Raw genomic sequence first — 26,047 nt, 5'->3', positions numbered from 1 at the left:
GCCGACCACCGGTGGGCGGGAGGGTTCCCGCCCACCGGCGCCGGGTCACTGCCGCCGCTCGACCACCTCGGGCAGGCCCGACTCGGCCTTGCGGGTGGCCCGCAGACTGGTCAACGTGACGATCACCAGCACGCCGATGATCACGCCGAGCGAGGCGAGCGTCGGGATCTCCGGCACCCCCGACCAGATGCCGTGCGCCCAGTGCAGGCCGAGCTTCAGGCCGATGAAGGCGAGGATGACCGCGAGGCCGTAGCTGAGGTGCACCAGGCGGCTGAGCGCGGCGTGCAGCACGAAGTACAGCGCCCGGAGCCCCAGCAGGGCGAAGGCGTTGGTGGCGAAGACGAGGTACGGGTCCTCGGTGATGCCGTAGACCGCCGGCACCGAGTCGACCGCGAAGACCACGTCGGTGGCGAGCACGGCGACCACGACCAGGGCCATCGGGGTGAGCGCCCGCTTGCCGTTCTTGAGCCGGACGGTCATGTTGGGGCCGTGGTACTCATCGGTCACCGGCATGAACTTGCGCAGCAGCCGCACCGACCGCATGTTGGCGATGTCGACCTCCTGCTCGTGGCCGGAGAGCGCGTCGCGCAGCAGCTTGGCCGCGGTCAGCAGCAGGATGATCGCGAAGAGCAGGAAGGCGAAGTCGAGCGTCTGCAACGCCGCCGCGCCGAGCGCGATGAACACGCCACGCAGCACCAGCGCGCCGGCGATGCCGTACAGCAGCACCCGCTGGGCCAGCGCCGACGGCACCGCGAAGGCGGCCAGCAGGAGCATGAAGACGAAGAGGTTGTCGACCGAGAGCGACTTCTCGACCAGGTAACCGGTGAGGTACTCGACACCCTGCTGGGAGCCGTACCGGGACCAGACCCAGCCGCCGAAGGCCAGCGGCAGGGCGACGTAGAACACCGACCAGCCGATGGCCTCCTTCATCGTGACCTCGTGCGGCCGGCGGGTGACGATGAAGTCGAGCACCAGCAGGACGAGGACACCGACGATGGTGACCGTCCAGAGGGTGGGGGTACCGACCGAGGACAACCCGGCGGACAGGTACGTGATATCGCTCATGGAGCCTCCTCGAACACCATTCCATGTTCGAGGTCTCCTTCACCCACAGTTCGTGGGCAACCACCCGAGGCCGCTCCGGGCGGCCGTACTGACCGGAATGGTTCGTGGGAAGTACTCCCCTCGCCACGGCAAGGTTAGGTCAGGCCGCCGGAGGCCGCCACACCAGGGCGGGATGGCGTGTCGCGGCCCGCACGGCGGCGGTGACCCGATTCACGTCCAGGTCGGCCATGCAGGCCGGACCGGTCGCGTCGAGCGGGCAGCGCGCGTCCCACCAGCAGGGTTGTTCGGTGATCGCGGTGGCCCGGCGGTGCGGGCAGGCCGAGAGCCCCTGGAGGTCGACGCCGCCCACGCCGTAGCGGCGGGCGTCGGTCGGGCCGAAGAGCCCGACGGTCACCGCGCCCGCCGCGGCGGCGAGACGCAGCGGCCCGGTGTCGGGGCCGACGACCACGCCGCCCCGGCCGGCCACCGCGGCGAACTGCCCGGCGAGGGTGGTCAGGTCTCCGGGGGGCAGCGGCACGCCGGGCGGGTCGCCGTCCGCGCGGCGTGCTCCCCCGGTCGGGGACCGGACGGTCAGCACCGGGTGTCCGAGGGCGACGAGCCGGCCGGCGAGGGCGCGCCAGGAGTGCTCCGGCCACCGCTTCACCGCCATGCCGGCGTCGGTGACCAGCACCACCGGCGCGGCGGCCGGTCGCCGGCTCGCGGCCACCAGACGGTCGACGGCCTCCTCCCCGGCGACGCGGGCCGACGTGGGCAGACGCACCCGGGGAGGCGCGTCCAGGTCCCCGCGGGCGAGCAGCCCCTCGGCGTGCAGCAGGCGCAGATAGCGGAGACCGACCGGCTCGTCCGGCGGAGGTCGCCGCCACAGGTCGGTGACGCAGCGGGCACCGGAGGCGAGCAGCAGGTCCGGGATGCCGTCGTAACGGGTGGTGGTGACCGCGAGATCCGGCCGCCGCACGGCGAGCGCCTCGACCACGGCCGCCCGCTCCGCGCCGGGCCGGCCGTGCCGGGGGGTACGGACCTCCGCCACCGCCGGGTCGACGCGGAGCAGCCCGGCACCGGGGTCGTGGGTGAGCACCCGCAGCCGGGCGTCCGGGTTGCGCCTGGCCAGGCCGTGAACCGACGGCAGCAGCATGAGCAGGTCGCCGATCCCGCCGAGCAGGTCGACCACCAGGATCTCGGCACACCGGTCAGCCATCGTGCCGTCCGAGCAGCCGCCGGTAGAGGTCCCGGTGCGCGGTGGCGACCCGGGGCCAGGCGTAGCCGGCCGCCAGCGTACGTCCCCGCTCGGCCAGCCGGCGGCGCAGCACCGGATCGGCCAGCACCCGGCCGACGGTGTCCGCGAGCGCGTCGCTGTCCCGTCGACGCGGGACCACCGCCACCGCTCCGCTGCGGTGCAGCTGGTCCCCGCCGTCCTCGGACGCGGTGACCACGGTCGGCCGGCCGTGAGCCAGCGCGGCGAGCAGCGCCCCGCTCTTGAGCGTCACCCCGGCGGTGAACGGCAGCACCACCACGTCGGCGGCGTGCAGGGCCGCCGAGGCGCGTTCCGGGGGCAGGTACCCGGTGAAGGTGACCGCGTCGGCCACCCCTTGGCGGTGGGTCAGCGCGGTCAGCTCGTCCCGGAACGCGCGCGCCTCCGCCTCGGGCAGGGCCTGGGAGGTGAACCCGCCGGCCACCAGCAGTCGCAGGTCGGGATGCTCCCGGCGGAGCGCGGGCAGCGCCCCGATCAGGTGGCGGATCCCCTTGACCGGGTGGACGAAGCCGAAGAAGACCAGCAGCGGCGCGCCGACGGGCAGGCCGAGCTCCGCACGCAGCCGCCGGCCGGCGGTGCTCCCGTCCGGCCGGTCGGTCACGTTCGGGCCAGCGGCACACGTACGGTCGGTCACGTTCGGGGCCAGCGGCACACGTACGGTCGGCGCCCCGGTGCGGGCCCGGACCGCCACGTCGTGCCCCTCGTTGGTGACGACCACCGCCGCGCTGGCCGGCACCAGCCGCCCGGTCTCCCGGTCCCAGAGCCGGGCGCGTTCCAGCAGCGACCACAGAGGTCCGGGCAGCCAGCCGGGCGCCGCCCAGGAGCCGTACTCGTGCACGGTGGTGACCAGGGGGACGGTTCGGGGCAGCCGGAACGGCAGCAGGCCGGGCAGCCCGGAGAACCGGTACGCCGAGGGGGCGAACTGGACGTGCACCAGGTCGACGCCGAGGCGGCGGACCCGCTCGGCGGCGCGGGCGGTGGCGGTGAGCCAACGCAGCGGTGACCGGTCGGCGGAGCGGAGCGGACCGGGGGTCACCGCCACCCCGACGTCGTCCAGCGCGCGGACCAGGTGCGCGACGTAGTCGCTGACCCCGTCACGGTCCACCGGGGCGGGGCCGTGCGGCATGGCCACCCGGATCCGGTCGTCGCCGACCACCGTGCCTCCCCCGTAGCTCGGATGCCACCCCAGGTCCGTCCCGGACGACACGTGGCCGACAGGGGCGGCTGTCTTCCCGACCGGCCGCCGGAAAAACCCGCCGCCACCGGCCCCGGGCACCCCCGGCCGGCCGGGCTGAGGTGCGCGGTGGGAGCTGGGGTGCGGTGCGGTGGGGTGCGCTGGGGTGCGCTGGGCTGGGGTTCGGTGCGGTGCGGTGGGGTGGTTGCAGGGGTCCCCTCCTACCGCTTTTTGATGAGGAAGGGCCCCCTGCAACCACCCCAGCCACCGCCACCGCCAGCAGAACCCAACCGCCCAGCGGGCTGGCGGACCGGGGGCGGCGTCGACGTGCCCCCTGGCGGGAACGGTGGTGGCCTATGGTGTGCCGGTGACCGACGAGACTGCGCCCGCCGGTCCGCTCGCCGGACTGCGGGTGGTGGAGCTGGCCGGCATCGGCCCCGGGCCCTTCGCCGCGATGATGCTCGCCGACCTGGGGGCGGACGTGGTCCGGGTGGACCGGGCGACCGAGGTCGACCCCGCCGCCTTCGGCACCCCCCATCCCGATCTGCTGAACCGGGGACGCCGCTCGGTGGCGGTGGACCTGAAGTCCCCCGGCGGACGTGAGGTGGTGCTGGCGCTGGTCCGGGGCGCGGACGCGCTCGTCGAGGGCTTCCGGCCGGGGGTGACCGAGCGTCTCGGCGTCGGGCCGGCCGACTGCCTGGCGGTGAACCCCCGGCTGGTGTACGGGCGGATGACCGGCTGGGGGCAGGACGGTCCGAACGCCCCGCTCGCCGGGCACGACATCGGCTACCTGGCGCTGACCGGCGCGCTGCACGGGATCGGGCGGGCCGGGGAGCGCCCGGTGCCGCCGCTGAACCTGCTCGGCGACTTCGGCGGCGGCGGGATGATGCTGGCGCTGGGCGTCGTCTCCGCGCTGTACGCCGTCCGCTCCGGTGCCCGTGGGCAGGTGGTGGACGCCGCGATCGTCGACGGGGTGGCGGTGCTGAGCACCATGATCCACGGCCTGCGCGGGATGGGGATGTGGCAGGACCCGCGCGGGGTGAACCTGCTCGACGGCGGCGCGCCCTTCTACGACACGTACGAGTGCGCCGACGGCCGGTACGTCGCGGTCGGTGCGCTCGAACCGCGCTTCTACGACGAACTGGTCCGGCGCACCGGGTTCCCGCTGCCCCCGGACGAGCCGTCGGACCGGAACGACCCGGCGAACTGGCCGGCGCTGCGGCGGGCCTGGGCCCGCCTGTTCCGGACCCGCACCCGCGACGAGTGGGCCGCGCTGGCCGGCGACTCCGACGCCTGCCTGGCCCCGGTGCTCGACTGGGCGGAGGCCCCGGCGCACCCGCACATGGCCGCCCGGGACGTCTTCGTCCGGCATGCCGGGGTGGAGCAGCCGGCCCCCGCGCCGCGCTTCTCCGGCACCCCGACCGCGCTGCGTCGGCCGCCGCCCCATCCCGGGGAGCACACCGACGAGGTCCTCGCCGAGCTGGGCTACCCGCCCGACCGGGTCGACGCGCTGCGCGCCGCCGCCGCCGTCGCCTGAGCGGCGGACGCGTCCTGGTGTCGCGCTGCGCGGCTCCGGTCGAGGTGCCCCGGGCGGCTGGCGTGGGGCCGGTCAGGCGCGACGCAGGCTGGCTCCGGGAGCCATCGCCGGCTCGACGAGGTCCCGGTAGTCCCGGGGCAGCTGGGCCGCCACGTCGTCGAACTCGCCGCCGGTGATCGCTTCGCGCAGGGTGACGAAGACGGCCCGGATGCCGGAGCGGGCGGCCGGGGAGTCCGCGTCGGCGCGCTGGCCGACCCGGGCCACGAACTCCGCCGCGCCGAACCGGTCGGCGTGCTCGGTGGTCGGGGTCTTCCGCAGCAGCAGTTGCAACGGCTTGGGCAGCTGCGCGGCGAGGTCGAGGGCCTCTCCCCCGGTCAGGCGTTCGGCCAGTGTCTCCAGCGTGGCGCGGGTCAGCTCGACCGCCCGGCCGGAGGGCACCCCGGCCCGCTGGGCGACCTGGTCGACGAAGGTGTCGTAGTTCATTCGGCGCTCCCCTCGGCTGGGACGGCCCCGGGGGCGTACCCGGCGGGCGGCCCGGGAAACAGCGGCGGGAGCATGTCGTCACCGGGCCCGGGCCACCGGTTTCTCCGGATCCGGGGGCGTGACCGCCGGGTGGACGGGTAACCGCAGCCGGTCGTGGACCGACGAGGCGGCGGAGGATTCCTGCCATGGTGAGTGACACCGACGTGCTGCGGTACCTGTCGAGCCTGGACTATCCGGCGGGCAAGGACGACGTGGTACGCCAGGCCGAGCAGGAGGGCGCGCCCCCGGAGGTGTTGCGGGCGCTGCGCGCGCTCCCCCCGGTGGACTACGCCAACGGCAACGAGGTCGCCCGGTCGGCCGGTACGGACACCGCGCCGGAACTCAGCCCCGCCCAGCGTGCGGCCCAGGCGCGTGAGCCGCACACCCGCGTCTCGCAGCACCTGCGCCGGATCTGAGTGCCGGGGGGAGCGGGGCACCACGACCGACGGGCGGCGCCTGCGTGTGGCGGCTGACGAGAGGCCACCCGGACCGACCGACGCCGGCCTCCGTGCAGCTCACCGTGATGGGTCTGATCGGGATCTGCACCGGGGTCCTGTTCGGGGTGTTCGTCTCGGCACGGCTCGCCCCGCTCTTCGGCTGGGACGTGGCCGCGCTGACGTACCTGGTCCTGGTCTGGCGGGCCCTCTGGCCGATGGACGCGGAACGGACCGCCCGGCTGGCCGTCCACGAGGACCCGAACCGGGCGGTCCGGGACGTGCTGCTGCTGACCGCCTGCGTGGCGAGCCTGCTGGCGGTCGGGGTCATCATGAGCACCGCCCGGCAGGCGCCGACCGGGCTGTCCCGGGACCTCTACAGCGGGCTCGGCATGGCGAGCGTGCTGCTCTCCTGGCTGGTGGTGCACACCGTCTACACCGCCCGGTACGCCCGGATCTACTACACCGGACCGGACGGCGGCATCGACTTCCACCAGGAACAGCCGCCCTGCTACGCGGACTTCGCGTACGTCGCGTTCACCGTCGGCGCCACGTTCCAGGTCTCCGACACGGACCTGTGCAGCCACGAGATGCGCCGGACGGTGCTGCGGCACATGCTGGTGTCGTACCTGTTCGGGGCGATCATCATCGCCGCCACGGTGAACCTGGTGGCCGGACTCGCCCGGTGAGCCCGCTCCGGGCAGAGGCGGGGCGGCGCGCGGCGGGTCGCCCGGACAGGCGGGCGCCCGGGCCACGAACCGCGACCCGGGCGCCACACGACACCACCGGCGGTTTCCGCACCCCGCACCGGGGTGCCGCCGCCGAGCGGCCGGCCGGCATACGCCCGAACCGGGCGGCCAGCCCTGCCAGGACCAGCGTACGATGCCATGTCCCCCGAATAGCCAGTTTTCGGCAAACTGTGGGACAGCGCACGGTCAGCGGACCACCTCGGCGTACCGCTTCTCCAGGTCGACCCGGGCGAGTGCCCCGACCAGCCAGGCCAGCCGCTCGGACTCGCCACTGCCGGCGAGTCCGGCCAGGTCACCGGCGGAACGTCCCAGACCGAGGCGGCGCGCGGCGGTCAACGCCCGACGGTCGGCGACCGGGGCCACCTCCCGCCACAGCACCTGGACCTCGCGCAGGAAGAGGTCCACCACCGGGGCGTCCACGCCGGGCAGTTCGGCCAGCAGGACCCGCTCCCGGGCCGGGTCGCGGTGGGCGACGGCCCGGAGTCGCCGCAGATCCCCCCGGTAGCGTTCGACGACGGTGAGAGCGAGGTCGCCGAGGGTGTCGGCGAGCGCCTCCGGGTCCGTCCGGAACCCGCTGTCGCGTAGCAGCCGGGTGCGGTGCTCGTGCCGGGACCGGGACATCCGGCCGGCGCTGTCCCAGCCGGCGTCCCGGAAGGCCCCGGTGGCGGCCAGGGCACGCCGGAAGTCGCCCGGCCGGGCGAGCAGCACCGAGAGCACCAGCACCTGGAAGAGGCTGCCCGGATTGTTGGTGACCCGGAAGCCGTACTCCTCGGCGAAGCCCCGGCCGCCGGCGGCCAGCCGCCGGACCAGCCGCTTCTTGTCCTCGATGGTGGAGGTCGCAGTCGTCGCCATGACCGCGACTACCCGTGCGGGGGCGCGCCACGCCTGCCCGTCGCCGGCGTCGTTCAGTCGCGCAGACGTCCGTGCCGGTCGCGGGCCTTGAGCCGGACCGTGGGCATGGTCGGTACGGGCAGCGGCGGGTCGGGGTCGTCGACCACGACGCCGAACCGGCGCCCGGCCGCCCAGTCCTCGGACGCCGCCACGATCTCCTCGTGCGAACGGCCGACGAAGTTCCACCACATCACCAGCGGATCCTCGAACGGCGCTCCGCCGAGCAGCAACAGGCGGGAGTCCCGCCCGTGCGCGACGGTCACGGTCTCCCGCCCGGGTGGCACGTAGAGCAACGCGCCGGGAGCCAACCGGACGCCGTCCACCTCGGCGGACCCGGACATGGCCAGCAGGCCGTGCTCGAAGTCGCGGCGCAGCGGCACCCGGACCGGGGCGGCCCCCCGCGGCTCCAACTGCGCGCCGAGCAGCGGCGTGTGCACCACTGCCGGGGACCGGACGCCGGCCAGTTCCCCGACCAGCAGGGTCACGTCGAGGTCGCCGTCGCGCCACCGGGGCAGGTCCGGGTGGTGATGGAAGTCGGGCGACCCCGAGCGCGCCCCGTCGGGCAGCGCGACCCAGAGCTGCACGCCGTGCATCGTCCTCGGCCGCTGCGGCGGGGACTTCTCCGAGTGGGCGATGCCGTGCCCGGAGGTCATCACGTTGAGCTGCCCCGGGCGGATCGGCTGGACGTTGCCGAGGCTGTCCCGGTGCAGGATCTCACCCTCCAGCAGCCAGGTGACCGTCTGCAACCCGGTGTGCGGGTGGGGTGGCACCTGCATGCCCGGCCGGTCGCCGACGTCGTCCGGCCCGAAGTGGTCGACGAAGCACCACGCCCCGACCATCCGCCGGGCGCGTTGCGGCAGCAACCGGCGGACCGTGGTGTACCGACCCAGTGGCACGTCGTGCCCGGGCAGCAGCACGCTCCCCGGGTCGACCGGGACGACTCCCGGAGGCCGGGTCTGCGCCGGCATGGCCTGCTCCATCCACCGACCCTACGTCACCCGCCGGGTGCCCGGGTCGGTGCGCCGACGCGGTGCCGCCACGCGCACGACGCGGCCGGTCGCCGTCGCCGGCCCAGGTCAGGAGGCGAGGAAGCTCTGCCACCCCCCGGCCTCGTACGTGCGCAGCGTGCCCATGCCCGTCGCCTGGCCGGTGCAGTCCGCCGTCCGGTAGAAGACGACGTCCGCGAAACCGCTCCAGCCGACGTGGCTGTCGGCGGTCGGCGGGAGCGCCGCGCATTCACCGGTGGGAGCGGGGAGGTGGGCGACCTCCGTCGCGAAGATGCCACTGTAGAAGGTCAGGCCCGATCTGCGCGTTCCGCAGGGATCCCAACGGTTCTGCCGGCCAGAAGGCCTACTGTTGCAATAGGAATGCCAGCCGCCGACCCGGAGGGGAACCACGATGACGCGTACACCCGGGGACGAGGCCGCGCACGACACCCGCCGCGCACGGCAGTGGTTGGCCGGGCGGGCGCGGGGCGAGGGTGTGCACCGCGAGCAGTTGATCGCGCTGGGCACGGCGATGGGCGCGCTCGCCGCCGCGGCCGGTGACGCCGACCCGACCGGCACCGGCGTCCCGGCGATCGTCAAACCGCTCGATCCGGGCCTGCTCACCGGGTACGGCGCCAATGCCGAGATGCGCTGGGAGGCCATGTCCGGGCAGGGGTACGTCGTCCCGACCGACCGGTTCTTCGTCCGTAACCACACCCGCACCCCCCTGCTGGACCGGGACACGTGGCGGTTGCGCCTGTTCGGCACCGGCCTGCGCGGGACGCCGACGCGGGACGACCCGGTCGAGTTCGGGTACGACGACCTCACCGCGATGGCCGTCGAGGAGACCACCGCCCTGCTGGAGTGCGCGGGCAACGGCCGTCACCACTTCGCCGCCCAGCAGGACCAGCCGATGCCGGGAGTGCCGTGGGGTCTCGGCGCGGTGGGGGTGGCCCGCTGGCGGGGCGTCCGCCTGTCCACCGTGCTCCGGCACGCCGGCCTGACCGACGCCGCCGTCGACGTGATGCCCGAGGGCCTGGACCCGGACTACGTCACCGGCGGGGTCAACCTCGGCCGGGTGCGCCGGCCGCTACCGATCGCCAAGGCGCTCGACGACGTGCTGCTGGCCTACGAGATGAACGGCCGGCCGCTGCCGGTCGACCACGGCTTCCCGGTGCGGTTGGTGGTGCCGGGCTGGATCGGCATCTCCTCGATCAAGTGGGTCGGTCCGGTGGAGGTCTCGGCCACCGCCCTCTTCTCCCCGTGGAACACCCAGTTCTACCGGATGTTCGGCCCCGGCCACCCGGTCGACGGGGGACCCGTGACGACCCAGGTCGTCAAGAGCGCCTTCGAACTGCCCTGGGACGCCCGCCTGCCCGCCGGGGTGGACGTGGTGCTGCGCGGCCGGTCCTGGTCCGGCAACGGTCCGATCCGTACGGTCGAGATCAGCACCGACGATCGTGACGGCTGGCGGCCGGCGACCCTCGACCCGCGGGACGAGGGTTCCGCCTGGCGGCGGTGGACGGCCGTGTGGCGTCCACCGGGGCCCGGCCGGTGGACGCTGCGTGCCCGCGCCACCGACGTCACCGGGGCCGGCCAGCCGGAACGGGCCGCACCGAACGCTCTCGGCTACCTGTTCGACGGCGTCGTCCGGCACCCGGTGACCGTCACCTGAACCGGGCCGCACCGGACGTCCGGAACGGCCGGGGCCGATCCGGGCCGCCGCCCGACGGTACGGTGGGCGGGTGCCGTGGAACGTCACCCCACCGGGGTCCGTCACCCCGACCGCCGCGAGCCGGTCGTCCCGCCCGGGGCCGAGGTCGTGATCGTCGAGGAGATCCGGCGCTACCCGGTCAAGTCGATGCTCGGCGAGACGCTGCCGCACACGCGGGTCACCCCGGCCGGGGTGGAGGGTGACCGCCGGCTGGCGCTGCGGGACCTGACGACCGGCCGGGTGGTCAGCGCGAAGCACCCCCGGCGGTGGCGGGCCATGCTGACCCTCCGCGCCGCCGGCGTCGACCCGGTCCGGATCAGCCTGCCGGACGGACGGGAACTCACCACCGGGGACGACGTGGACGCGGTCCTCAGCACACTGCTCGGCACACCGGTCACGCTGATCGCGACCGTACCGCCCGGCGCGACCCTGGACCGGGCCCGGCCCGACGAGGTCCTCGCGGCCGGCGTGACGGCGCCGGTGACGGTCGACGAGACACCGCTCGGCGGGGAAACCACCGCCGAGACCTTCGTGGACTTCGCCCCGCTCCACCTGGTCACCACCGCCACCCTGGACCGGATCGCCGGGGCGGCCGGCACCGGGCAGCCGGCCGACGCCACCCGGTACCGACCGAACCTGGTGCTCCGGACCACCGGCGTTCCGGGCTTCGCCGAGAACGGCTGGGTCGGCCGGCACCTGCGGGTCGGGGCGGAGCTGGTGCTCCGGGTGATGGCGCCGACGCCACGCTGCGCGGTGCCGACCCTGGCCCACGGCGACCTGCCCGCCGCGCCGGACGCGTTGCGCGTACCGGCCCGACTGAACCGGGTCGCCCCGGTGCCGCAGCTCGGTCCGCTGCCCTGCGTCGGCGCGTACGCCCAGGTCGTCCACCCCGGTCGGATCGAAGCCGGGGATCCCGTCCGGCTCGACTGACGTCCGGCGGACTCAGTCGTCGTCCTCGTCCTCGTCGTCGTCCGCCCCGCCGTCGGTGCCGGTGACGGCGAACCCCTCCAGCATGGTCAGCAGGCGGGCCACGGTGACCCCGTCGATCTGCTGCCGCTGGGCCGCCTCGCCGAGGCGTTCCCGCAGTTCCCGGAGCCGTTTGGCCCGGTCCTTCGGTTTGCCGGAGGCGAGCTTCTCCGCCGCGTCGCGCAGCTGCTTGGCGGTGCGCGCGTCGACCGCGCCGCGCGCCTCCGCCTCGTCGATCACGGCCGCGAACTGGTCGGCCACCTCCCGCAGGGTGGTCGGCCGGGGGCGGGCGGTGGTGGGGGCGGGACGGGCGGTGCGCGGTGCCTGGCTGGACGCCGTCGGGCTGGGCGCCGGATCGGCCTGCGCGCCGGTGGCGCCCTGACCCGCGGCGGACCGGCCGGCCTGGTCCTCGCCGAGGGCACGTGCCCCGAGCAGCGCGACGAGCAGCGCGAGCCCGGCCGCGACCAGAACCCCGACGCCGCGGTTCGACCGGGGGCGCGGCACCGTGCCCGGGGGCCGGGGCGCCACCCGGGTCGGATCGGCGGTGGGCGGCACGGACCAGCCGGGCGTCGGTCCAGGACCGACGAGCGTCCGGTCGCCGGGGGACGGCGCGGACCAGCCGGGCGTCGGTCCCGGCCCGACGAGCGTCCGGTCGGCGGGGGTACGCGGACCCGCGACGAGCGTCGGGGCCGGCGCGACGGAAGCGGACGGGGACGACAGGGTGGGCAGGATCGTGGTGGGCGGGTGCTCGGGGCGGCCCGTGCCCAGCCGGGTGGCGACATCGGCGGCGGCGGGGCGACGGGCCGGGTCGGCGGCCAGGCAGGCCATCACCAGGCGGTCGACGTCGGCGGGCAGCTCGGGGATGCCCAGCGGCGGCACCGGGGTGCCCCGGCCGTGCACCGCCCAGGCGTCCTCCCAGGTCCGCACCGGCAACGGCGCGCGGCCGGTGAGCGTCCGGTAGAGCAGCGCGCCGAGCGCGTAGACGTCGCTGGCCGGGTCGGGGGCGCCGGCGGCGAGCCGTTCCGGGGCGAGGTAGGCAGGGGTACCCATCAACGGTTCCCCCGCCCCCCGCCCGGCGATCGGGGGACGCGGCCCGGCGAGCGCGGCGATGCCGAAGTCCAGGACCTTCGCGCCGGTCTCGGTGAGCATGACGTTGCCGGGTTTGACGTCGTGGTGCACGACCCCGATCCGGTGCGCGGCGGCGAGGGCGGCGGCGACCTGCCCGCCGAGACGGACGGCGTCGGGCCAGGCGAGCGGACCACGGTCCAGCCGGTCGGCGAGGTTCTCCCCCTCGACGAGTTCCATCACCAGGTACGGCACCACGACGCCGCCGGCGAGGGTCGCCTCGCCGTAGTCGTAGACCTGGGTGACGTGGGGGTGGGTCAGCCGGGCCGCCGCGCGGGCCTCGCGCCCGATGGTGGCGCGCAGCTCCGGGTCGGCGGCGAGCTGGCCGGCGAGGGCCTTGACCGCGACCGGACGGTGCAGCACCTCGTCGTCGGCGCGCCAGACCTCGGACATCCCGCCGAGGCCGATGCGCGCGCGCAGGACGAACCGGTCGTGCAGCCGGAGGCCGGGAGTGAACGGCGGCGACATGATGCTCCAGTCTGCCCTCCCCGGAGCGTCGACACCACCCGCCCCCGGCCGGCGGCCGGTGCGGGCTCTCCGGGGCGGACGGGCGTGGGCGGGACTCCGGGGTCGACGGCCGGACGGCCGTCGCGGGGGCGTGGGTCAGGGCTTCCGGCCGACCGCGGCGTGCATGCTGACCTCGGCCGCGGTGGGACGGGGCTGCGGCTCGTGCTCGGCCCGCCACTCGGCCACCGACGAGACACCCGGTTCGATCAAGTCCAGGCCGGTGAAGAAGCGGGCGAACTCCGTCCGGTCGCGCAGGACGACCAGGCCGTTCGGGTCGCCGTCGTGCCGCGCGCCGGACGGACGGGGCGGCAGCGCGGGCAGGTGGTCGCCGGTGGCGTGGGAGGCGACGAGGTGGCTGCCGGCGGGCAACGCGTCCAGCAGCCGCGCGACCGCGCCGTACGGGTCCTCGTCGTCGGGGACGAAGTGCAGGACCGCCACCAGCATCAGGGCGACCGGTCGGGTCGGGTCGAGGGTGCGGCGCAGGTCGGGGTGGGCGAGGATGCGCTCCGGCTCGCGCAGGTCGGCGTCGAGGTAGGCGGTCGCCCCCTCGGGGGTGCTGGTGAGCAGGGCACGCGCGTGCGCCAGCACGATCGGGTCGTTGTCGACGTAGACGACCCGGCACTCCGGGGCGACCGACTGGGCGACCTCGTGGGTGTTGTCGGCGGTGGGGATGCCGGTGCCGATGTCCAGGAACTGCCGGATGCCGGCCTCCCGGGCCAGGTGGGCCACCGCCCGCTGGAGGAAGCGGCGGTTCTCCCGGGCGCTGGTGCGCACGGTGGGGAACGCGGCGGCCCAGGCGTCGCCGGAATCCCGGTCGGCCTGGAAGTTGTCCTTGCCGCCGAGCCAGTAGTTGTACCGGCGGGCCGGGTGGGCCACCGACGTGTCGATCCGGGCACTGCGGGGGGCCGGTCCGGAGAACCCGCTGGTCACGACTGCCTCCATGGCTCCACGTACCGCGCCGACCTGGTGGGCGCGCTCAGCCTCGGCGTGACCGTCCACTGTCTCCGGTCACGATCCATCGTAGTTGCTGCGCCGACCTGCCCGGACGACGCCGTGCCGGTCATGCCCGGTGCAGGTCGTCGAGGATCCGGGCGAGGATGTCCGGGGTCCGCTCCGGCGGTTCGGCCTCCACACAGAGCCGCTCCATCGCGGCGGCGTAGTGGTCGACGTCGTCCCGCTTGTCGAGGTAGAGCGCGCTGGTGAGTTGCTCGATGTAGACGATGTCGGGCAGGTCCTGGTCGCCGAAGCGCAGGATGGTGAAGGCTCCGCCCGCCGCAGCGTGCCCACCGGCGTCGAAGGGCACGATCTGGAGTCGGATGTTCGGCGCCTTGGTCGCCTCGACGAGCGCGGCGATCTGGCCGCGCATGACCTCCGGGCCGCCGATCGGCCGACGCAGGACGGCCTCGTCCACCACCGCCCAGAGGTGCGGCGCGTCCGGGCGGTCCAGCAGTCGTTGGCGCTGCATGCGCAGGCCGACCCGGCGGTCGATCTCGGCCGCGCCGGCCGCGCCGTGCCCGAGCATGACCACCGCGCGGGCGTACTCGCGGGTCTGGAGCAGGCCGGGGACGAACTGGACCTCGTAGCTGCGGATCAGGGCCGCCGCGGCCTCCAGGCCGAGGTACGACTGGAACCAGCCGGGCAGGACGTCGCCGTAGCGGTGCCACCAGCCGGGGTTGTTGGCGTCGCGGGCCAGTTTGAGCAGCGCCTCCCGCTCCCCCGGCTCGGCCACGCCGTAGAGGGTGAGCAGGTCGGCGACGTCGCGCTCCTTGAAGCCGACCCGCCCCAGCTCCATCCGGCTGATCTTGGATTCGGAGGCGCGGATCTCCCAGCCGGCCCCCTCCCGGGTGACCCCGCTGGCCTCGCGCAACCGACGGAGCTGCCCGCCGAGCAGCATGCGCAGTACCGTCGGCCCCGTCGTCGGACCGCCCTCGGCTGGACCCGTCGTCACGTAGCGACCTCCGCGTGCCCACTGTTCCAGCCGGACGCCCCCGACCGGCTGACGTGTAAGCATGCCATGAACCCAGAGTCAGGCGTAGTCGGCCGGAGGGCTCCGTGTCGGCGTTGCCGGGACACCCTCAGGTGATCAGATGGTCGAAGTCCCCGTCCCGGGCGCCGAGCACGAAGGCGGCGATCTCGTCGACCGTGTAGATCAGCGCCGGACCGTCGGGATGACGCGAGTTGCGCATCGCGATCCCGGCCCCACCCGGCAACTCGGCCAACTCGACACAGTTGCCGCTGGGGTTGCTCCGGCGGCTCTTCTGCCACTTCAGCGGGGGCAGGTCACTGGTGGGAACGCCGTTCTGTGGCTGCTGCATGGGGCGTCTCTCGTTCGGTTGGCCGTCCGACACCGCGTGCAGCGGGACGACGACGAAGGGTGCGCGAAATATCAACTCGTCAGCAGATGCACGTGCATCTGCTATTGCATCTGCATTGGACAGCGAGCATGATATCGCACGTGAGCGGTACCCAACCGTTCACTTTCAGTTACCCGAACCTGGGGTGCGACCAGGAAAAACGGGGCCTGACACAGAGGCGTGTCGGGCCGCTGCACGGCGCACCGCGACGCGATGACGGGGGGACGTCGGTGCCAGATCCGTTCACCATCGTGTCCGGCATCTGCGCCGCCGGAGCCGTCGCCGCCGGCTTCCAGCTCCGGCAGCGAGCGGTCCGCGCCGAGGCGCGGATCGAGACGCTCCAGGCGGAACTCACCGCCGAACGGCACGCCGCCAGCCACGACCCACTGACCGGGCTGCCCAACCGCCGGGCCTTCTACCGCCTCGCCGGCGCCCTGCTCACCAACGCCGCCGGGAAGCCGCTCATCGCCGTCGTCCTCGACCTCGACAACTTCAAGCAGGTCAACGACCGGTACGGGCACGCCGCGGGCGACCAGGTGCTGATCAGTGTCGCGGCACGTTTCGCGGCCTTCGCCGGGGACAACCTGGTGGCCCGTCTCGGCGGCGACGAGTTCGCCGGCCTGCTGGCCAGCCCCACTGTGGACCACCGCTGGATGGAGCACACCGCCCACCGGCTCGGGGACGCGCTCGCCGCGCCGATCGAGCACGGGACGGTCAGCCTGCGGGTCACCGTCTCGGTCGGTCTGGCCCCGGTACGCGGTCCGGCCCAGCTCGCCGACGCGCTCTGCCGGGCCGACGCCGCGATGTACCGGGCCAAGAGCCTCGGCGCGACCCGGCAGACCCGGCAACTGGTCGACACCCACCACGTCGAGAGCCACCGCGACGACCCGATGACCGTCCACCACTGACCGGGGCACGCCGCGACGAGAAGAACCCCCGGCACGCCGCTCGCGTGCCGGGGGTTCGTCGCGCCGCCGCCTAGACGGCGACCGGCACCCGTTCCTCCTCCTGCTCCGCCGCACGAAGCCGCTCGGCGCGGCGGCGTTCCCGCTCCTGCGCGCCGATCAGGTCGTCCGGCAGCGAGTCCTCGACCTCGGTGTCGAAGCGACGCAGCAGGCGGATGGCGAACCCGCCCAGGGTCACCAGGACCAGCGCCGCCCCGCAGACCACGTAGGTGAAGGCGATGCCCCGGCCCTCGCCGGTGCCGATCACCGCGCCCACCGAGCCGGCGAGCGCGCCGTCCGGGGCGAGCATCGGCCCGAACCAGGCGGTCGCGGTGGGGGCCACCAGCGCGAAACCGATCGGCAGGGTCGACCAGGAGATGGTCTGGTTCAGGCTGAACACCCGGCCGTGGTACCGCTGCGGCACCTTCACCTGGACGATGGTGGCGTAGATGCTCTGCGCGGTGGTCATCGACATGGCCAGCCAGAACGCCCCCACCGCGATCATCACCACCGAGGCGTCCAGTCCGATGAGCACGCAGCCGACGGCGGTGCCGAGGTTGCCGACCAGCACGCCGATCATCCGGCGACGCCGGGGGCCGCCCCAGAGCGACATCAGCACGCCGCCGGCGATGCCGCCGAGCGCCTCGGCGAGGGCCACCTGGGCGACCTCGGTGGCGGTGGCGAACGACAGCACCAGCGGGGTGATCAGCACCAGCGCCGGGGCCAGGAAGATGTTGCCCAGCGCGAAGTAGCCGAGCATCAGTCGGAAGCCCCGGTGGTTCCACGAGTAGCGCAGACCGTTGGCGATGGCGGTGAGCAGCCGCTCCCGGGGACGCCAGCCGAGCAGGTCCGGGAAGCGGACCACGGCCAACGTCGCCACCGCCACCACGTAGCTGGCCACGTCGATCAGCAGGATGCCCTTCAGCTCGATCGCGGCGAGCAGGCCGGCGGCGAAGACCGGCATCATCAGCAGCGCGAAGCCGTTGGAGAGCTGCACGACGCCCATCGCGTGTCCCAGGTAGCGCTTCGGCACCAGCTGCGGCACCGACGACTGGTACGCGATCCGCTGGAACGCCGAGGCCACCTGACTGAGCGCCACCAGCAGGTAGATGTGCCAGAGGACGAGGTTGCCGCTCCAGAGCAGGGCGGCCAGCACCACCTGCACCGCGCCCGCCGAGGAGCTGGCGATCATCATGATCCGGCGGCGGTTGATCCGGTCGGTGATCGCGCCGGCCACCGGCAGCACCAGCACCCCGCAGAGCAGGGCGAGGGCCCAGAGCAGCCCGAGGTTGGTCACCGAACCGGTCTCGGTGAACAGCCAGATCGGCAGCGCGAACGCGGTCAGCGCGCTGCCGGTGGTGGAGACGACCTGCCCGACGGTGACCGCCAGGAACCGGGCCATGCTCGGCCGGACCACGTCCTCCTCCGGCCGGTCGTCCACCCCGACCCGCTGCCAGTCGCGCAGCGTCCAGGCGGCGTCCTCACCCTGGGCGGCGGGCTCCAGGGCCCGGGTGTCCCCGGCGGCCATCGCCCGGTGCGTGGTGGTGACCACCTCGGCCAGCTCGTCGGCCCGGTACTTGAGGAAGAAGTGCCCGGCCTGGTCCAGCACGACCAGACCGAGGGTGTCGCTGAGGAACTGCCACTCGGCGTACCGCTCGGTGTAGTAGTCGGTCACCGGGTCCTCGGAGCCGACCACCGACACGATGGGGACGCGCAGCTTCGCCGCCCGCCGGTCGAGCAGTCCGGTGAAGTACTCCTCCGAGGCGCGCGAGTCGGCCCGCATGTTGCTCAGGATCCGGTCGGCCTGCTCCGGCTCCAGCTCGTCGGTGTCCACGCCCATCGACTTGAGCCAGCTCGCGTAGTGCCGGTTGCTGCGCAGCTTCTCCAGCCGGTTGCGCAGCCGGGCGAGCGGGCCCTTCGGACGGGCGAACGGGAACATCGCCCCGATGTAGAGGGCCGCCAGCTCCCGCCCGGCCGCCTCGACCTTGCGGGCCACGTCGGCGACGATGGCGCTGCCCACGCCGCAGTGGCCGTACAGGGCGACCGGTCCCTCGATCCGTTCCAGGATCTCCTCGGCGACCCGGGTGGTCAGCTCGTCGAAGGGCAGCGCCGCCTCGTCCAGTCCGACGTCGTGCCCGGGGATCGCCAGGGACCAGAGCGCGTGTCCGGCCGGCAGGGCGTCGGCGAGCGGCTGGTAGACGATGGCGCTGCCGCCGCCGTACGGGACGCAGACGTAGGTGAGGGTCCGCTGGGCGGCCGGGATCGGTTTGGTCAGCTCGTAGAGCAGCCGACGTGGGCCGTCGGCCTCCGCGCCGCCGGTCATGAAGCCGGCCAGGTCCCGGATGGTGCGCTTCTGGAACAGGTCCATCACGCCGACCGGACGGGTGTCCAGGTCCGCCTTGCGGATCTTCGCGACCACCTGGGTGGCGAGCATGGAGTGCCCGCCCAGGTCGAAGAAGTCGTCGTCGATGCCGAGCGTGGGGACGCCGAGCACCTCCGACCAGATGCCGGCGAGCAGTCGTTCGGTGTCGTCACGCGGCTCGACCAGCGCGACCGACGCCTCCCGGCTGACCACCGGCGCGGGCAGCGCCTTGCGGTCCAGCTTGCCGTTGGGGCTCAGTGGCAGGGCGTCCAGGGTGACGAAGGCGTTCGGCACCATGTACTCGGGCAGGCCCTCCTTGAGCGCCGTCTTCAGCGCCGCCGGTTCGGCCGTGCCGACCAGGTAGCCGACCAGTCGCTTGTCGCCCGGGGTGTCCTCCCGGACGATCACCGCCGCCTCGGCCACCCCCGGCTGGTCGCGCAGCGCGCTCTCGATCTCGCCCAGTTCGATCCGCAGGCCGCGCAGCTTGACCTGGTGGTCGATCCGGCCGAGGAACTCGATCACCCCGCTGCCGTCCGGCTGGGCCCGCCAGCGGGCCAGGTCGCCGGTGCGGTAGAGCCGGGCGCCGGGCTCGCCGGAGAAGGGGTCGGGCACGAACTTCTCGGCGGTCAGCGCCGGCCGCCGGTGGTAGCCCCGGGCCAGCCCCACCCCCCCGATGTGCAGCTCACCGGCCACCCCGACCGGGCACTCGGCGCCGGCCGGGTCGAGCACGTGCAGCCGCAGGTTGGCGATCGGGGCGCCGATCGGCACGCTGGTCAGTCCGGCCAGCGCGGACGGCTCGCAGGGCCAGGCGCTGACGTCGATGGCCGCCTCGGTGGGGCCGTACAGGTTGTGCAGGCCGCACCGGGGCAGCCGGGTGGTGAACTCGACGGCCGCGGCCAGTGGCAGTTCCTCGCCGGAGCAGATCACCCGGCGCAGCGCGGTGGCCGCCTCGACGCCGTCCTCGGCGAGGAAGACGGTCAGCATCGACGGGACGAAGTGGGCGGTGGTGACCCGCTCGGCGACCAGCAGGTCGCGCAGGTAGCCGGCGTCCTTGTGCCCGCCCGGCTTGGCGAGCACCAACCGCGCGCCGGTCTGCAACGGCCAGAAGAACTCCCACACCGACACGTCGAAGCTGGCCGGGGTCTTCTGGAGCACCGCGTCGTCGCCGCCGAGGCGGTACGTCCCCTGCATCCAGTCGAGCCGGTTGACGATGCCCCGGTGGGTGTTCGGCACGCCCTTCGGACGGCCGGTGGAGCCGGAGGTGTAGATGACGTACGCGAGGGTGCCGGGGCCGGCGGTGGGCGTCGGGTCGTCGGTGGGCTGGTCGGCCCAGACGCCTTCGTCGTCGAGGGCGAGGACGGTGGCGGCGGTGGCCGGCAGCACGTCGCGCAGGTGCTCCTGGACCAGCACCACCGGGGCGTCCGCGTCGGTGACCATGAAGGCCAGCCGGTCGGCCGGGTACTCCGGGTCGAGGGGGAGGTACGCCCCGCCGGCCTTGAGCACGCCGAGCAGCCCGGCGACCAGTTCGAAGGAGCGTTCCGCGCAGACCCCGACCAGGGTCTCCGGGCCGACGCCAGCGGCGCGCAGCCGGTGGGCGATCCGGTTGGCCGCCGCGTTCAGCTCGGCGTACGACCAGGTGCGGCCGTCGAAGGTCACCGCCGGGGCGGACGGGGTGCGGGCGACCTGCGCCTCGACCAGGCCGTGCAGGGTGGCCGTGGTGGGGAAGTCGGCGGCGGTGCCGTTCCAGCCGGCGACCAGGGCCCGCTCGGCGGCGGTGGTCAGTTCCAGGGCGGAGATCCGCCGGTCGGGCGCGGTCACCACCGACCGGAGCAGGGTGGTGAACCGAACGGCCATCCGCTCCACGGTGGCCCGGGTGAACAGGTCGGTGTTGAAGACCAGCTTCCCCCAGAGCCCGGACTCGACCTCCACCACGTGCAGCTCGAAGTCGAACCGGGTGGCACGCAGCTCCATCGGCTGCCACTCGAAGCTGACCTCGCTCGCCTCCGAGGCGGACCGGAAGCGGCCCATCTCGTAGTTCTGAAGCACGAACATCGACTGGAACACCGGGGAACGGCTGACGTCCCGGGGCAGGCCCATCTCCTGCACCACCCGGGCGAACGGCACCTCGGCGTGCTCGAAGCCGTCGAGCACGCCCCGTCGGGTGCGGTCCAGCAGCTCGGTGAAGGTGGGGTCGCCGGCCAGTTCGGCGCGGAGCGGCAGCATGTTGATGAACATGCCGACCACGTCCTCCAGCTCCGGGGCGGAGCGGCCGGCCACCGAGGCGCCGACGGCGAAGTCGTCCTGGCCGGCGTGCCGGGCCAGGAAGACCTGGTACGCCGCGAGCAGCGTCATGAACAGGGTGCCGCCCGCGTCCCGGGTCAGCGCGTTCAGCGCGTCGGTGACCTCCCGGTCGACGGTGAACTCCACGAAGTCGCCGTGGTAGGTCTGGGTGGCCGGGCGGGGCAGGTCCAGCGGCAGCTCCAACGGGGTGATCCCGGCCAGCCGCTCCTTCCAGTAGTCCAGGTGCCCGCGCGCCCGGGGGCCGTCGAGCTGCCCGGCCTCCCAGACCGCGAAGTCGCCGTACTGGACGGGCAGGGTGGGCAGCTCACCGCCCCGGTAGAGGGTGATCAGGTCGCGCAGCAGCACGTCGACCGACCAGCCGTCGCCGACGATGTGGTGCTTGCCGAGGAAGAGCACGTGGTCGTCGTCGGCCAGCCGGATCAGCAGGGCCCGCAGCAGGGGTCCCTCCGCCAGGTCGAACGGCTCGGTGGCGGCCCGGTCGACGAGCACCTGCGCGGTGGCCTCGTCCGGGGCGTCCACGACGGTCAACGGCGCCTCGACGTGGTCGGCGACCACCACCGTCGGGCGGCCGTCGGCGTCGGCCGGGAAGCGGGTGCGCAGCGACTCGTGCCGGTCGGTGAGCGCGTCCAGCGCGGCGCGCAGGGCCGCCACGTCGAGCGGGCCGCGCACCCGCAGCGGCACGGCGATGTGGTAGGCCGCCTCGCCCGGGGCGAGCTGGTCCATGAACCAGACCCGCTCCTGGGCGTACGACAGCGGCACCGTCGCCTCCGGCGGCCGGGGGGTGATCCCGGCCGCCGGGGCGGCACGACGCTTACGGAGCCGGGACGCGATGAGCGCCGCCCGGGCGGCGTCCCGTGTCGCGGCGTCCTTCAGGTCTGTCATGTGCGGCTTCCCTCTTCCGCCGCGAGCAGCGCGGCGACCTCGTCTGCGGAGAGCTCGTCGACCTCGGCGGCGATCAGCGCCTCGATCTGGGTGGCCAGGTCGGCGACCACCGGGGTGCTGAACAGCGCGCGCATCGGCAGGTCCACGTCGACCTCGGCGCGGATCCGGGACATCGCCCGCATGCCGCGCAGCGAGTTGCCGCCGAGGGCGAAGAAGTCGTCGTACGCGCCGACCCGCTCCACCCCGAGGATGTCGGCGAAGACCTCGGCGACCAGCGCCTCCGCGTCCGTGCGCGGAGCCACGTGGGTTCCTCCGGCGGCCGGTGCCGTCGGAGCGGGCAGCGCGGCGGTGTCCAGCTTGCCGTTCGGGGTCAGCGGCAGCGCGTCGAGGCGGACGAACGCCGCCGGCACCAGGTGCGCGGGGAGCTGCCGGGCCGCCTCGGCCGCCACGTCCGCCTCGGCGGCGGTGCCGACCAGGTACGCGACCAGGGCCGGCTCGCCCGAGTCGGTACGCACGGCGACCACCGCCTCCCGGACACCCGGCTGGGCGAGCAGGGTCGACTCGATCTCGCCCAGCTCGATCCGCATGCCCCGCACCTTGACCTGCTGGTCGCGGCGGCCCAGATACTCCAGGGTCCCGTCGGCGCGCCAGCGGGCCAGGTCACCGGTGTGGTACATCCGCTCCCCCGGTGCCCCGTACGGGCAGGGCAGGAAGCGCTCGGCGGTCAGGCCCGGCCGGCGCAGGTAGCCCCGGGCAAGCTGGACCCCGGCGACGTACAGCTCGCCGACCACGCCGGGCGGCACCGGGTTCAACGCCGCGTCGAGCAGGTAGGCGCGCATGTTCCAGGTGGGCCGGCCGATCGGCACCGGTCCGGCCGGCACCGCCTCGCCGGGGGCGATCCGGGCCGCCACGCACCCCACGGTGGCCTCGGTCGGGCCGTACTCGTTGACCACGGCGACGCCGGGGTGGTCGGCCCGCCAGGCGGCGAGCTGCTCGCCGGTGAGCGCCTCGCCCCCGATCACCAGGTCGGCGGTGGGCGACAGGGCGGCGTCGAGCAGCGGCAGGTGGCTCGGGGTGACCTTGAGGAAGGCCGGCGGTCCGCCGGCGCGGGCGGCGGCCTCGTCGATGGCGGCCAGCCGGACCGTGCCGCCCGCGGTGAGCGGGCCGAGCAGTCCGGTCACGGTCAGGTCGAAGGAGACCGGCGAGTGCAGCAGCGCGGTGCCGGCCAGCCCCGGGTAGGTGTCCCGGGCCCACGCCAGGTACGCGTGCACGGCCCGGTGCTCCACCACCACGCCCTTGGGGCGGCCGGTGGAGCCGGAGGTGTAGAGCACGTACGCCGGGTGGGCGGGGCGCAGCGGCCCGGTCCGCTCGGCGTCGGTGAGGTCGGCGGCGGTGAGGTCGGCGGCGTCCCCGTCGCCGGTCAGCGCCCCGTCGAGGACCAGCGCGGCGGCCGGGACGAGCGCGGCGGTGTCGGCCGTGGCTAGCACCAGCGCCGGGGCGGCGTCGGTCAGCAGGTACTCGATCCGCCCGGCCGGATACGCGGTGTCCACCGGCAGGTACGCCGCGCCGGACTTGAGCACGGCGAGGATCGCCACCAGCAGCTCCGCCGAGCGGGGCAGCGCCAGGGCGACCAGGTCACCCGGGCCGACGCCCCGGCCCACCAGCACCCGGGCCAGCCGGTTGGCGCGGGCGTTCAGGTCGGCGTAGGTCAGCGACACCCCGTCGGCGACCAGCGCGGTGGCGTCCGGGGTGGCGGCGACCTGCCGCTCGACCTCGGCGACCACGGTGGACTCCGGGACGTCCCGGGCGGTGTCGTTCCAGGTGCGCAGCACGCGCTCCCGCTCGGCGTCGTCGAGCAGCGGCAGGGCGGAGACCCGGGTGGCCGGCTCGGCCACGGCGGCGTCGAGCAGCCGGACGTAGCGGGCCACCACCGCCTCGGCGGTGGACCGGTCGAACAGCGCGGTGCGGTAGAGCAGCCGGCTGGTCGTGGTGGTGATGTCGAAGGCCAGGTCGTCCTTGGTGGTGCCGAGGGCGACCGGGTCCAGCCCGGAGTCCGGGATGAAGTTGAACGCGGTCTGGAAGACCGGCTGCACCGACGGGTCCCGCTGCGGGGCGACCGCCTCGACGATCCGCTGGAACGGCGTCGCGCCGTGCTCCATCGCGTCGACCAGCGCGTCCCGGGTCCGGGCGACCAGCTCGGTGAAGGTCGGGTCGCCGGTCAGGTCGCAGCGCAGCGCGGCCGGGTTGACGAACATGCCGATCAGCGGGGCCAGTTCGGGATTGTCCCGGCCGGCGGTGGAGACCCCGACGACCAGGTCGTGATCGCCGGAGATGCGGTGCAGCAGGGCGGTGAACGCGGCGAGCAGCACCATGTACGGGGTGGCGGTCGACCCGACGGCGAGCCGTCCGACCCGGTCCAGCAGCCCGTCGGGCAGGGTGAAGCGCACCTCGTCCCCGGCGTAGCCCAGCTCGGCCGGGCGGGGCCGGTCCAGCGGCAGGGTGGTCGCCGCCGGGGCGCCGGCCAGCCGCTCCCGCCAGAAGGCGAGCTGCCGGTCCAGTTCCGCGTCGGTGAGCTGCTCGCGCTGCCAGACCGCGAAGTCGGCGTACTGGATGGTCAGCTCGGGCAGGTCCACGGTGGTGCCACCGAGCGCGGCCCGGGCCAGCACGGCCATCTCCTCGGTGAGGATCACCGCCGAACGGCTGTCGAAGACCGCGTGGTGCACCGCGCCCTGGAGGACCACCCGCCGGTCGTCCATCCGGACCAGCCGGGCCCGCCACAGCGGGGCGGCGTCCAGCGGGATCGGGGTCCGGGCCAGCTCGGCGAGGAGGTCGTCGAAGCGGGGACGCCGCTGCGCCTCCGGCAGGTCCCGCAGGTCCACGACGTCCAGGTCGACCGGCTCCGCGGCGCGGACGACCTGGGTCAGCGTCCCGTCGTCGGCCCGCAGGTGGGTGCGGAGCGCCTCGTGCCGGGCCACCACCGCGCCGAACACCGCGCTGGCCTGCCCGGCGGTGATCCCCTCCGGGAACGTCCACAGCAGGGAGACGTTGTAGACCGGGGAGCCGGCGTCGAGCTGGTTGGCGATCCACACCCGTTCCTGGGCGTACGACGCCGGGAAGCTCCACTCCTTCGCCGTCACGACAGCGCCTCACGCACCGAACGGGGACGCATGTCCGTCCAGACCGTGTCGATGTGGGCGAGGCACTCCTCCCGGGTGCCGGCGAAGCCGGCGTCGTGCCAGCCGGCGGGGAGCTCCCGGTCGGCCGCCCAGATCGAGTACTGCTCCTCGTCGTTGCGCACGACCAGGAAACGGCTGTCGGACATCACTTCTCTCCAGGGGTGTGCGGTTCGGCCATGGCGACTGCGATCTTGCGGGGGCCGGTGAACGGCTCACGGCCGTGCGCGGCGGTCATGTTGTCCACCACCAGCACGTCGTCGCGCTGGTAGTCGAAACGGACGCTGGCGGCACGATACGCGTCGCGCAGGTGGTCCATGACATCGGTGGGGATCTCCGCCCCGTCGCCGTAGTAGGTGTTCGCGGGGAGCCCCTCGGAGCCGAAGAGTTCCCGCAGCCCCTCCTGGAGATCCTTGGCGAGCGTGCTGACGTGGAAGAAGGTGGCGTGGTTGAACCAACGGGGCGCGTCCGAGCCGGGCCGGTGGTGCACCGCGTCCCGCACCGACCGGGTACGCAGCCCGTCGGCCCCGATCCATTCCAGCTCGATCCGGTTGGCCGCCGCGTACGCCTCCACCACGGCCCGGTCGTCGGTGTCGAACACGTGCTGCCAGGAGGTGCCGAAGTCGGCGTGGAAGTTGCGGACCAGCATCCACCGCCGCCGGACGAACTCCTCCCGTACCGCCGGGTCGATGTTGTCGTAGACCCGGCGCACGTCGGCCAGCGGCGTCGCGCCGAGGGTCTCCGGCGGGGTGATGCAGTAGAAGAACAACGTCAGCGGCCAACGGGCCTGGTACGAGTTCTCGTTGTGCAGGAAGATCTCCTCGTCCTGCGGGTAGTCGGTGGAGGTGTAGACCCTCCCGGCGATGGCGTGCCGGGGCGAGGAGCGTTCGGTGTAGGTCAGCGGTTCGCCGGCCAGCGCCCGGACCACCCGGTCGAACCCGTCCACCCCGCCGACGTCGAAGCCACGGAACAGCAGTCCACCGTGCTCGACCAGGGTCGCCCGCAGCTCCGCCCGGCGTCGGTCGATCAGGTCGGTGAGCGGGGTGCCGTCGTTCTCGACGACCACCGGCAACGTGGCGATCGTGTCGCTCATGTGCTCTGGTCTCCTTTCC

20 protein-coding genes are annotated in these 26,047 nt (G+C 74.2%); 6 read left to right on the top strand and 14 right to left on the bottom strand.

Features of this window, described 5'->3' with window-relative positions:
* Nucleotides 1-45: 45 nt before the first annotated feature.
* From QSK20_RS20190 to QSK20_RS20180, 3 genes are all read right to left on the bottom strand, one after another.
* The gene (locus QSK20_RS20190; protein ID WP_285790153.1) at nucleotides 46-1,065 is read right to left on the bottom strand and encodes a TerC/Alx family metal homeostasis membrane protein; all 1,020 of its coding nucleotides are present in this window, start codon (nucleotides 1,063-1,065) and stop codon (nucleotides 46-48) included.
* 139 nt (nucleotides 1,066-1,204) lie between these two features.
* A complete protein-coding gene (locus tag QSK20_RS20185; protein WP_285790152.1) occupies nucleotides 1,205-2,260 on the bottom strand; it encodes a glycosyltransferase family 9 protein in 1,056 nt (351 codons plus the stop codon).
* Entirely contained in the window at nucleotides 2,253-3,470 is a 1,218-nt protein-coding gene (locus QSK20_RS20180; RefSeq protein ID WP_285790151.1) for a glycosyltransferase, read from the bottom strand. The genes QSK20_RS20185 and QSK20_RS20180 overlap by 8 nt, the downstream gene beginning before the upstream one ends.
* 385 nt (nucleotides 3,471-3,855) lie before the next feature.
* On the opposite strand from QSK20_RS20180, the gene QSK20_RS20175 reads away from it, so the two are divergent.
* The gene (locus QSK20_RS20175) at nucleotides 3,856-5,025 is read left to right on the top strand and encodes a CaiB/BaiF CoA transferase family protein (RefSeq protein WP_285790150.1); all 1,170 of its coding nucleotides are present in this window, start codon (nucleotides 3,856-3,858) and stop codon (nucleotides 5,023-5,025) included.
* Nucleotides 5,026-5,097: 72 nt separating this feature from the next.
* Here the strand turns inward: QSK20_RS20175 and QSK20_RS20170 are convergent, their stop codons facing one another.
* The gene (locus tag QSK20_RS20170; protein ID WP_285790149.1) at nucleotides 5,098-5,508 is read right to left on the bottom strand and encodes a DUF2267 domain-containing protein; all 411 of its coding nucleotides are present in this window, start codon (nucleotides 5,506-5,508) and stop codon (nucleotides 5,098-5,100) included.
* Nucleotides 5,509-5,693: 185 nt separating this feature from the next.
* Between QSK20_RS20170 and QSK20_RS20165 the strand changes: the two genes are divergently transcribed.
* Both QSK20_RS20165 and QSK20_RS20160 read left to right on the top strand, forming a co-directional pair.
* Nucleotides 5,694-5,963: a DUF2795 domain-containing protein gene (locus QSK20_RS20165; protein WP_088984783.1), complete on the top strand. Its 270-nt coding sequence runs from the start codon at nucleotides 5,694-5,696 to the stop codon at nucleotides 5,961-5,963.
* Between the two features lie 92 nt (nucleotides 5,964-6,055).
* Complete coding sequence (locus QSK20_RS20160) at nucleotides 6,056-6,670, top strand: DUF1345 domain-containing protein (RefSeq protein WP_285790148.1); 615 nt, start codon at nucleotides 6,056-6,058, stop codon at nucleotides 6,668-6,670.
* Nucleotides 6,671-6,916: 246 nt separating this feature from the next.
* Here QSK20_RS20160 and QSK20_RS20155 read toward each other — a convergent pair whose 3' ends face one another.
* Nucleotides 6,917-7,582, bottom strand: coding sequence for a hypothetical protein (locus QSK20_RS20155; protein WP_285790147.1), 666 nt, complete (start codon nucleotides 7,580-7,582; stop codon nucleotides 6,917-6,919).
* A 53-nt stretch (nucleotides 7,583-7,635) separates the two neighbouring features.
* On the bottom strand, nucleotides 7,636-8,601 hold the full coding sequence (locus QSK20_RS20150) for a pirin family protein (RefSeq protein WP_285790146.1): 966 nt from the start codon (nucleotides 8,599-8,601) through the stop codon (nucleotides 7,636-7,638).
* Between the two features lie 418 nt (nucleotides 8,602-9,019).
* On the opposite strand from QSK20_RS20150, the gene QSK20_RS20145 reads away from it, so the two are divergent.
* Nucleotides 9,020-10,282 (top strand): sulfite oxidase, encoded by a 1,263-nt coding sequence (locus QSK20_RS20145; protein WP_285790145.1) that lies wholly within the window; start codon nucleotides 9,020-9,022, stop codon nucleotides 10,280-10,282.
* Nucleotides 10,283-10,357: 75 nt separating this feature from the next.
* A complete protein-coding gene (locus QSK20_RS20140; protein ID WP_285790144.1) occupies nucleotides 10,358-11,251 on the top strand; it encodes an MOSC domain-containing protein in 894 nt (297 codons plus the stop codon).
* Between the two features lie 12 nt (nucleotides 11,252-11,263).
* Here the strand turns inward: QSK20_RS20140 and QSK20_RS20135 are convergent, their stop codons facing one another.
* From QSK20_RS20135 to QSK20_RS20120, 4 genes are all read right to left on the bottom strand, one after another.
* Nucleotides 11,264-12,880, bottom strand: coding sequence for a protein kinase domain-containing protein (locus QSK20_RS20135; protein WP_285790143.1), 1,617 nt, complete (start codon nucleotides 12,878-12,880; stop codon nucleotides 11,264-11,266).
* Between the two features lie 135 nt (nucleotides 12,881-13,015).
* Nucleotides 13,016-13,861 carry an SAM-dependent methyltransferase gene (locus QSK20_RS20130; protein ID WP_285790142.1) on the bottom strand — a complete coding sequence of 282 codons (846 nt, stop codon included), beginning with the start codon at nucleotides 13,859-13,861 and terminating at the stop codon, nucleotides 13,016-13,018.
* Nucleotides 13,862-13,979: 118 nt separating this feature from the next.
* Nucleotides 13,980-14,867 (bottom strand): Sco1979 family transcriptional regulator, encoded by an 888-nt coding sequence (locus tag QSK20_RS20125; RefSeq protein ID WP_285790141.1) that lies wholly within the window; start codon nucleotides 14,865-14,867, stop codon nucleotides 13,980-13,982.
* Between the two features lie 127 nt (nucleotides 14,868-14,994).
* Nucleotides 14,995-15,234 carry a DUF397 domain-containing protein gene (locus QSK20_RS20120; RefSeq protein WP_285790140.1) on the bottom strand — a complete coding sequence of 80 codons (240 nt, stop codon included), beginning with the start codon at nucleotides 15,232-15,234 and terminating at the stop codon, nucleotides 14,995-14,997.
* 269 nt (nucleotides 15,235-15,503) lie between these two features.
* Here QSK20_RS20120 and QSK20_RS20115 point away from each other — a divergent pair, with 269 nt between their 5' ends.
* Entirely contained in the window at nucleotides 15,504-16,181 is a 678-nt protein-coding gene (locus QSK20_RS20115) for a GGDEF domain-containing protein (protein ID WP_285790139.1), read from the top strand.
* Between the two features lie 70 nt (nucleotides 16,182-16,251).
* On the opposite strand, the gene QSK20_RS20110 is transcribed toward QSK20_RS20115, so the two are convergent.
* From QSK20_RS20110 to QSK20_RS20095, 4 genes are read right to left on the bottom strand one after another with little or no spacing between them, the layout of a single operon-like run.
* A complete protein-coding gene (locus tag QSK20_RS20110; protein WP_285790138.1) occupies nucleotides 16,252-21,762 on the bottom strand; it encodes a non-ribosomal peptide synthetase/MFS transporter in 5,511 nt (1,836 codons plus the stop codon).
* Nucleotides 21,759-24,899 (bottom strand): non-ribosomal peptide synthetase, encoded by a 3,141-nt coding sequence (locus QSK20_RS20105; RefSeq protein ID WP_285790137.1) that lies wholly within the window; start codon nucleotides 24,897-24,899, stop codon nucleotides 21,759-21,761. The genes QSK20_RS20110 and QSK20_RS20105 overlap by 4 nt, the downstream gene beginning before the upstream one ends.
* The gene (locus QSK20_RS20100; protein WP_285790136.1) at nucleotides 24,896-25,084 is read right to left on the bottom strand and encodes an MbtH family protein; all 189 of its coding nucleotides are present in this window, start codon (nucleotides 25,082-25,084) and stop codon (nucleotides 24,896-24,898) included. Before QSK20_RS20100 ends, QSK20_RS20105 begins: the two co-directional genes overlap by 4 nt.
* Nucleotides 25,084-26,028 (bottom strand): TauD/TfdA family dioxygenase, encoded by a 945-nt coding sequence (locus tag QSK20_RS20095; protein ID WP_285790135.1) that lies wholly within the window; start codon nucleotides 26,026-26,028, stop codon nucleotides 25,084-25,086. The genes QSK20_RS20100 and QSK20_RS20095 overlap by 1 nt, the downstream gene beginning before the upstream one ends.
* Nucleotides 26,029-26,047 lie beyond the last annotated feature (19 nt).

The organism is Micromonospora sp. NBRC 101691 (assembly GCF_030269285.1).
GTDB classification, from domain to species: Bacteria; Actinomycetota; Actinomycetes; order Mycobacteriales; family Micromonosporaceae; genus Micromonospora; species Micromonospora echinospora.
The sequence above is the reverse complement of the archived record's forward strand: the minus strand, read 5'-3'. Positions and strand labels throughout refer to the sequence as shown.

What these genes read in the sequence shown, in the direction of transcription:
- QSK20_RS20150 (WP_285790146.1), bottom strand. Translation starts at nt 8,601, where the DNA reads ATGGAGCAGGCCATGCCGGCGCAGACCCGGCCTCCGGGAGTCGTCCCG.
- QSK20_RS20185 (WP_285790152.1), bottom strand. Translation starts at nt 2,260, where the DNA reads ATGGCTGACCGGTGTGCCGAGATCCTGGTGGTCGACCTGCTCGGCGGG.
- QSK20_RS20170 (WP_285790149.1), bottom strand. Translation starts at nt 5,508, where the DNA reads ATGAACTACGACACCTTCGTCGACCAGGTCGCCCAGCGGGCCGGGGTG.
- QSK20_RS20095 (WP_285790135.1), bottom strand. Translation starts at nt 26,028, where the DNA reads ATGAGCGACACGATCGCCACGTTGCCGGTGGTCGTCGAGAACGACGGC.
- QSK20_RS20155 (WP_285790147.1), bottom strand. Translation starts at nt 7,582, where the DNA reads ATGGCGACGACTGCGACCTCCACCATCGAGGACAAGAAGCGGCTGGTC.
- QSK20_RS20120 (WP_285790140.1), bottom strand. Translation starts at nt 15,234, where the DNA reads ATGCAGCAGCCACAGAACGGCGTTCCCACCAGTGACCTGCCCCCGCTG.
- QSK20_RS20165 (WP_088984783.1), top strand. Translation starts at nt 5,694, where the DNA reads ATGGTGAGTGACACCGACGTGCTGCGGTACCTGTCGAGCCTGGACTAT.
- QSK20_RS20100 (WP_285790136.1), bottom strand. Translation starts at nt 25,084, where the DNA reads ATGTCCGACAGCCGTTTCCTGGTCGTGCGCAACGACGAGGAGCAGTAC.
- QSK20_RS20190 (WP_285790153.1), bottom strand. Translation starts at nt 1,065, where the DNA reads ATGAGCGATATCACGTACCTGTCCGCCGGGTTGTCCTCGGTCGGTACC.
- QSK20_RS20135 (WP_285790143.1), bottom strand. Translation starts at nt 12,880, where the DNA reads ATGTCGCCGCCGTTCACTCCCGGCCTCCGGCTGCACGACCGGTTCGTC.
- QSK20_RS20130 (WP_285790142.1), bottom strand. Translation starts at nt 13,861, where the DNA reads ATGGAGGCAGTCGTGACCAGCGGGTTCTCCGGACCGGCCCCCCGCAGT.
- QSK20_RS20110 (WP_285790138.1), bottom strand. Translation starts at nt 21,762, where the DNA reads ATGACAGACCTGAAGGACGCCGCGACACGGGACGCCGCCCGGGCGGCG.
- QSK20_RS20145 (WP_285790145.1), top strand. Translation starts at nt 9,020, where the DNA reads ATGACGCGTACACCCGGGGACGAGGCCGCGCACGACACCCGCCGCGCA.